This is a genomic window from Microbacterium sp. MRS-1, assembly GCF_000585455.1.
In the GTDB taxonomy this organism is placed as follows: Bacteria; Actinomycetota; Actinomycetes; order Actinomycetales; family Microbacteriaceae; genus Microbacterium; species Microbacterium laevaniformans.
The window spans coordinates 1-6,760 of sequence record NZ_JAUF01000071.1 but is presented as its reverse complement, the minus strand read 5'-3'; the positions used below and the strand labels follow the sequence as shown (position 1 = coordinate 6,760).

The following is a 6,760-nucleotide window of genomic DNA, read 5'->3' as shown; positions in this document are numbered from 1 at the left end:
CCTCGACCCCTACCCGCCGAACCTCACCCGGCGAGCCTCACCCCCACCGAATGTCCGAAGAGCCAGATTGATCACCGATGCCAGGATGACGGCCCCGAACAGGTAGGCCAACAGCGTCTGCGCGACGATGATGCGCCGGATCTCATTCGCGGACACATTCGTGTCGGACACCTGGTAGGTCATCCCCAGGCCGACCGAGAAGTAGCCGAAGTCGGAGTACGTCGGCGCATCGTCCTGATTGAAGTCGATGCCACCCGCCATCCCCGCGGCGACGCGTCCGTAGTAGACGCGCGCATAGCGCAGCATGTAGTCGACCTGGATGAGCGCCCACGAGCTCACCACGGCCGCGATCGCCACCCCCGCGACGAGGAACGCGCGGGCGTGGCCGCTGCTCCCACTCCCGATCAGCACCGCGACCACGCCGCCGAGGCTCGCGACGCTGCCCGCGAGTGCGATCAGGCGCGCGACCGGCCGGCCCGGGTCGACGCTCGTCGTGTGCGAGCGCGTCTGCTCGGCATCCATCGGCCAGACCACGCTCAGCAGCCACACCACGTTGGTCGCGGCCACGACGGCCCATCCGGCGAGAAGACCGACGGAGAGCCCGGCACCGACCGACGCGACGACGGCGACCACGGCCCCGACGGAGAGGGAGAGGGGGCCGCGGACGGCCACCCGCGACGGATGACGACGAAAGCTCATGCCTCGATGCTCCCACCGCGACCGGGAATGCCGTGTCCGACCCTCCCGTTACAGTGGACAGTCGCCCCGCCCGCCGGGAACGCGTCCCGACGACACCCAGGAGCCCGATGACCTCTCCCGACACCGCCACCACGCCTGATGCGCCCACGCAGGTCGGAGCCAAGGAGAACCGCGTCATCTGGTTGCTGCTGGCCGCCGCGTTCGTGGCCATCCTGAACGAGACGACGATGGGCGTCGCGATCCCGCACCTGATCGGCGACCTCGGCATCACCGCGGTGGCCGCGCAGTGGCTGACCACCGCGTTCATGCTGACGATGGCGGTCGTGATCCCCACCACGGGTTTTCTGCTGCGGCGATTCACGACGCGGGCGATGTTCGCGACGGCGATGGGTCTGTTCTCCGCGGGCACGCTGATCGCGCTGATCGCCCCGGGCTTCGAAGTGCTCGTCGCGGCCCGTGTCGTCCAGGCGTCGGGAACGGCCATCATGATGCCCCTGCTCATGACGACGCTCATGACTGTCGTCCCGCCGCACCTGCGGGGGCGGATGATGGGCCGTGTCAGCGTGGTGATCTCGCTGGCCCCCGCCATCGGACCGACGATGGCGGGCATCGTGCTCGACAATCTGACGTGGCGGTGGATCTTCGCGATCGTCCTTCCGATCGCGCTGGTGGCCCTGGTCGTGGGGGTGCGCTGGATCCACAACCTGGGAGAGAGCACGCACACGCCGATCGACATCCTCTCCGTGCTCCTGTCCGCCGTCGGGTTCGGCGGGGTGGTCTTCGGGCTCAGCCAGATCGGTGGGCACGGGACGGATGTCGCCGCCGCGGAGGCGGCGACCACGACTCTCGTCGTCGCGCTGGGCATCGGACTCGTAGCCCTCGGACTGTTCGTCTGGCGTCAGGTGATGCTGCAGAAGCGGGATGAGGCGCTCCTCGATCTGCGCATCTTCCGCTCGAGCAACTTCTCCCTGTCGGTCGCGCACTTCGCGGTGATGTCGCTGGCGTTCTTCGGAACGCTGACTGCGCTCCCGCTGTATCTGCAGAACACTCTGGGGCTGTCGGCGAGCGCCTCCGGCCTCGTCGTGCTGCCGGGAGCGCTGGCGATGGGCCTACTCGGCCCGGTCATCGGACGCGTCTACGATCGCTGGGGCACCCGCGTGCTGCTGCTTCCCGGCACGATCATCGTGCTGACGATCCTGTGGAGCTTCACGATGCTCACCGAGTCGACCCCGGTGTGGATCCTCATCGGAACCCAGACGTTGCTGTCGATCGGGCTGGCGATGTCCTTCACGCCGTTGTTCACGGCCTCTTTGGGCTCGCTCGAGCCGCGGTTCTACTCGTACGGCAGCGCGATGGTCTCGACGATCCAGCAGGTCGCGGGGGCAGCCGGCATCGCCCTCCTGATCTCGGTGATGTCGTCAGTGGCTGCGGGTGCGGCTCGGAGCGGAGTGGCCGAGGCGCCCGCCGGAGCTGCAGGCGCACGGGCGGCGTTCCTGCTCGCGGCGATCATCGGCACGCCCCTGCTGATCAGCGCCGTCCTCATCCGCAAGCCGGATGATGCACCGGAGGGTGTCTCCGCGCACTGAGGAGACTCACGCCGACCGGCGCAGGCGCCGAGGGCGGAGGCCCGTCCGTCAGCCGATGCTGCAGGCCCCGCCACCGCAGCACGACGCGGACGCGTCGACGCTCGCGTCCACGAGCGGCAGAAGCGTCGTGACGCCCTTCGCGCTCGAAGCGTCAGCGTCGACGGAGACCTCAGGCTGATTCGAAGTGGTCATGCGTCGATCTTACGTCGGTGTCAACCCCCGGGCGCGGCCGAGGCGGCATCCGTAGCGTCGATGACATGAGCACTCCCACGCAGACAGACGAACTCGCCGGCAAGACGGTGGCATTCATCGCGACGAACGGCTTCGAGGACAGCGAACTGACCGCCCCCTGGCAGGCGGTGACGGATGCCGGAGCCACGGCCGTCATGATCTCGCCCGCCCCTGGAGACATCGAAGGCAAGAATGGTCACCGCCAGCCTGTCGACAGGACGACGGCGCAGGCCGACGCCGCCGACTTCGACGCCCTGGTCCTGCCCGGGGGCGTCGTCAATGCCGACAACCTCCGCCTCGACGAGGCCGCGGTGCGGCTGGCTCGCGACTTCTTCGCGCAGGGCAAGCCCGTCGGCGCGATCTGCCACGCAGGCTGGCTGCTGGTCGAAGCCGGGGTGGTCGAGGGTCGTACGATGACGAGTTTCCCGAGCCTTCGCACCGACCTGACCAACGCGGGCGCGTCGTGGGTCGACGAGGACGTCGTCGTCGATGAGGGGTTCGTCTCCAGCCGCACGCCCGACGATCTGCCCGCCTTCACCGCGAAGCTCGTCGAGGAGATCGGCGAAGGCACACACGACGGCCAGATGGCCTGAGAGGGACGCTTTTCAGTCCCAGTCGAGGTAGTCCTCGATGAACCACGACGTCTCGCCGGGGTGGGTCAGTGGGAAGAAGTGGCCGGCGCCATCGACCGCCTTCACGCTGACCAGCCCCGGCGCGGTCTCACGTAGTGCCTCTCCGGCTTCGACCGGCGTGACGCGATCCGCGGTCCCCTGGACGATGAGGACGGGAGTGGCGTCCGCGACGGGCTGCCACGCCTCGGCAGCCGTCGCCGCGAGCGCGTCCGCCTGCACCCGGCACACATCGGCCTGCGGCGAGAACGAGTCACCGAAGACGGCACGCACCTCCGCGTCGAAATCCTCACCGTACGGAGCGTCACGCGTGACACCCAGCAGCAGCACGCCGCTCACTCGTTCGTGATGGTCGATCGCGACGGTCCGCGCGACAGCGCCGCCGAATCCGTGCCCGCCGATCCATGCCTCCGAGATGCCCAGGTGCTCCAGGACGTCCACCACGTCCTGGGCGAGTTCGTGCAACGTCGTCGCCGTGGAGCGTCGTGTGGCGATGCGCACCACGCGGAAGTCCTCTTCGACCAGGATGCTCGCCAGCGCGCCGAAGTAGGCGAAGTCCAGTCCCGCCTCAGGCAGCAGAACGATGGCGGGGCCGGTGCCCTCATCGAGGTAGCTGATGTCGCGAACGTCGGCATCGAAGATCTGTCGAAGGTTCTCGGTCACGATCCTCCATCCTAGGCGGCGGCGAGTGTGCAGGGAGCATCTCCGTCCCCGCGGCGATGCCTAAGCTGGGATGGTGACGTATCCCACGGCACGGTGGTGCCGCAGCCGGCGAGGCAGCGCCCTGTGCACGCGAGCGTCCGGGCATGCGGGACTGCACAACCGCGTCGGCACGTCGCAGATGTGGTCGGACGTCGACGCCGACCCGCCGACGTGCCCGGCCTCCGGTGCCGAGGCCATCAGCGCGCCACGCCTGGCAGACACTTCCCCCGCCGCCGGCTTTCCCGATGGACGGGCGCGGTGCCTCGGGTGCGATGCCTTCGTGCCGTTGGTCGACGGCCGCCTGGGCGCCCATGACCGATTTCGCGGCACCGAGGATGTCGCCGAATCCGCCGCTCGCGCCGAGTGGTTCAACACCTTCGGCTGGGAGTGAGGCGGGCACCGCGTCTCAGACGCCGAGCTTCTTCGCCGCCTTCTTGGCCGCCTTGTCGACGACTTTCCGCGAGCGTGCACGGGCCTTCACGGCGCGGTCAGTGAGAACAGAAGTTCACGGGCGGTGGAAGGGATCCGCGTACAGCCGCTCGGGCACGCGGAACCCGTAGATGGCGCGCCCGGTGGCCCAGATGGCTGCGGCGCCCGCGCGTACGAGATCGATCGGCCGGGACCCCTCCGACACGACGTGGATGTCGGCGCCGTCGATCCGCACGGCCGCATCACGGACGGAGGTCACCTCTCCCTGGACGACCGTCTCCGGGTACTCCTCGTGCAACTCGCGCAGATCGCCGAGGATGAAGGTGGGCCGCGCCGTCGGCGGAGCGGCAAGCACGTGCTTGGGTCGGTCGATGCCGGTCAGCACCAGCACCGAGTCGAGCCCCGCAGCCTGGGCGCCCGCGATGTCGGTGTCGAGCCGGTCGCCGATGAAGAGCGCCTTGTGTGCCGCGAAACGCGCGACGGCCTCATCGAAGATCGGCCGCTCCGGCTTGCCCGCGACGACGGCGAGCCGACCGACGGCCGTATGCACGGCAGACACGAGTGTTCCGTTTCCCGGTGCGATGCCGCGTGCCTGCGGAATCGTCCAGTCGGTGTTCGTGGCGATCCACGGGATGCCGCCGGCATCCTCCGGCGTCGCCAGAGCGTACGCGGCTTCGGCGAGCTGCTCCCAGCCCACCTGGGGAGCAAATCCCTGGACGACGGCCGCGGGGGCGTCCTCGGCGCTGCGGGTCACGACGTAGCCGGCCTTCTCGACTTCGAAGACGAGGCCGTCACCACCGACGACGAGGATCGTGGATCCCGGTGCGACGCGATCGCGCAGCAACCGCATCGCGGCCTGCGGACTGGTCACGACGTCTTCGGCGCGTGTGGAGTCCAGCCCCAGCTCGCGCAAGTGTTCCGCCACGACGGCGTCACGTCGGGACGCGTTGTTGGTGATGTACCCGAGGCGCCGCGACACGGCCGCAGCATTCAGGCTGTCGACGGCGTACGGGAGCGCCCCCGGGCCGGCGTAGACGACCCCATCGAGGTCCGCGAGCACCGCGTCGACACCGTCGAGCGGAGTGCAAGGCGCGCGCTTCGAGAAGAGGCCCATCAGCGCTCCGCTTCCTCTGCATCCGACTCGTCGTCGCCGGAATCGTCGCTCTCGACCGTGGGAGCGATGTCCTCCTCCGCCGGCAGCGCGATCTCCTCGATCTCGTCGATCTCGATCACCTCGAGATCCGCATCGACGGCGCCGAGAGCCTCCGCGGCCACCTCGGCGCGTCGCTGCCACTGCTGCGCCTCATCGACGCGGCCAAGCTCCTCGAGCACCGCAGCCCGCGCCGCGAACAGCCCCGGGCTCCACGAGAAGGCACGATCGGGGTCCAACTCGGGGATGTCCAGTTCGCTGAGTGCGCGCTCCGTCTCACCGAGGTCCAGTCGAGCCCCCGACATGGCAATCGCCAGCTCCACGCGTACTTCGGTGGTCAACGTCGAACGATCCACCGCGCGTCCCACTTCGAGTGCACGATCAGCGCGGCCCACGCCGCGTTCGCTGTCGACGAGAAGGGCGATCTGGTCATCGCGGCCGGAGATGCGCCGGTAGGTCCTCAGCTCACGCACCGCCAGGGCGAAGTCGCCCAACGCGTACGCGGTGATGGCGACAGTCTCACGCACGATTGCGATGCGCCCAGCGCTGCGGGACGCGGCGAGAGCATGCTCGTGCGCACGGACGGCGTCGTCGTCGATGAGACGTGCTGCCATGGCGAGATGACGCGCGACCTGTTCGGCGTTCTCCTTCGACAGCGTATTCAGCTCGTTGCGCGCGGATGGCGGCAGGTCCTGAGGAGTGACATCGTCGGGCAGCTGCGGCCCCGTGGGGCCCGTGCGACGCTCCGAGCCCTGCGGCGGCCGGGAACTGCGACCGGGCACACGGGAGGTTCGATCGCCATCGCGCTGTGCGTACGGCTTGCGCTCGCCATCGCGCGGCGCATACGGCTTACGCTCACCGTCACGCTTCACGTACGACTTACGCTCGCCGTCGCGAGGGGCGAACGGCTTCCGCTCACCATCGCGAGGAGCATACGGCTTCCGCTCGCCGTCGCGAGGAGCGAACGGCTTATGCTCACCATCGCGAGGAGCATACGGCTTCCGCTCACCATCGCGAGGCGAATACGGCTTACGCTCACCGTCACGCTTCACGTACGGCTTACGCGCACCATCGCGCGGCGCGTACGGCTTACGCTCACCGTCACGCTTGACGTACGGCTTACGCTCACCATCGCGCGGGCGCTGGCCGTCGCGAGGGCCCGCACCCGATCGTGCCGACGAGGTTCCGTCGGAAGACCTCCGGCGGCGCTCGGGTGTCGCATCCGGGTTCTCGGGATCGCGCTCCTGTGCCATCGAAGGAGTTCCTTTCAGTCGTGTTAACGGGAAATGGCCACCCAGCGTTGGGTGGCCATTTCCTGAAAAGAAGTCCGGCGG

8 protein-coding genes are annotated in these 6,760 nt (G+C 68.9%); 3 read left to right on the top strand and 5 right to left on the bottom strand.

Annotated features, from left to right (window positions below; genetic code table 11):
- Window positions 1-9: 9 nt before the first annotated feature.
- The gene (locus tag AS96_RS11770; protein WP_051498860.1) at window positions 10-699 is read right to left on the bottom strand and encodes a DUF1345 domain-containing protein; all 690 of its coding nucleotides are present in this window, start codon (window positions 697-699) and stop codon (window positions 10-12) included.
- 107 nt (window positions 700-806) lie between these two features.
- Between AS96_RS11770 and AS96_RS11765 the strand changes: the two genes are divergently transcribed.
- Window positions 807-2,285 carry a DHA2 family efflux MFS transporter permease subunit gene (locus AS96_RS11765; RefSeq protein WP_036289943.1) on the top strand — a complete coding sequence of 493 codons (1,479 nt, stop codon included), beginning with the start codon at window positions 807-809 and terminating at the stop codon, window positions 2,283-2,285.
- 48 nt (window positions 2,286-2,333) lie between these two features.
- Here AS96_RS11765 and AS96_RS15300 read toward each other — a convergent pair whose 3' ends face one another.
- Window positions 2,334-2,477, bottom strand: coding sequence for a hypothetical protein (locus AS96_RS15300; protein ID WP_155947569.1), 144 nt, complete (start codon window positions 2,475-2,477; stop codon window positions 2,334-2,336).
- Between the two features lie 65 nt (window positions 2,478-2,542).
- On the opposite strand from AS96_RS15300, the gene AS96_RS11760 reads away from it, so the two are divergent.
- A complete protein-coding gene (locus AS96_RS11760; RefSeq protein WP_036289940.1) occupies window positions 2,543-3,109 on the top strand; it encodes a type 1 glutamine amidotransferase domain-containing protein in 567 nt (188 codons plus the stop codon).
- A gap of 12 nt (window positions 3,110-3,121) precedes the next feature.
- On the opposite strand, the gene AS96_RS11755 is transcribed toward AS96_RS11760, so the two are convergent.
- Window positions 3,122-3,808: an alpha/beta fold hydrolase gene (locus tag AS96_RS11755; protein WP_036289938.1), complete on the bottom strand. Its 687-nt coding sequence runs from the start codon at window positions 3,806-3,808 to the stop codon at window positions 3,122-3,124.
- Between the two features lie 73 nt (window positions 3,809-3,881).
- Here AS96_RS11755 and AS96_RS11750 point away from each other — a divergent pair, with 73 nt between their 5' ends.
- Window positions 3,882-4,238, top strand: a complete 357-nt coding sequence (locus tag AS96_RS11750; protein ID WP_231477252.1) for a hypothetical protein — start codon at window positions 3,882-3,884, stop codon at window positions 4,236-4,238.
- A 114-nt stretch (window positions 4,239-4,352) separates the two neighbouring features.
- On the opposite strand, the gene AS96_RS11745 is transcribed toward AS96_RS11750, so the two are convergent.
- A complete protein-coding gene (locus AS96_RS11745) occupies window positions 4,353-5,390 on the bottom strand; it encodes an HAD-IIA family hydrolase (RefSeq protein ID WP_036289935.1) in 1,038 nt (345 codons plus the stop codon).
- The gene (locus AS96_RS15755; RefSeq protein WP_231477250.1) at window positions 5,390-6,679 is read right to left on the bottom strand and encodes a primosomal protein; all 1,290 of its coding nucleotides are present in this window, start codon (window positions 6,677-6,679) and stop codon (window positions 5,390-5,392) included. Before AS96_RS15755 ends, AS96_RS11745 begins: the two co-directional genes overlap by 1 nt.
- Between the last annotated feature and the right edge of the window lie 81 nt (window positions 6,680-6,760).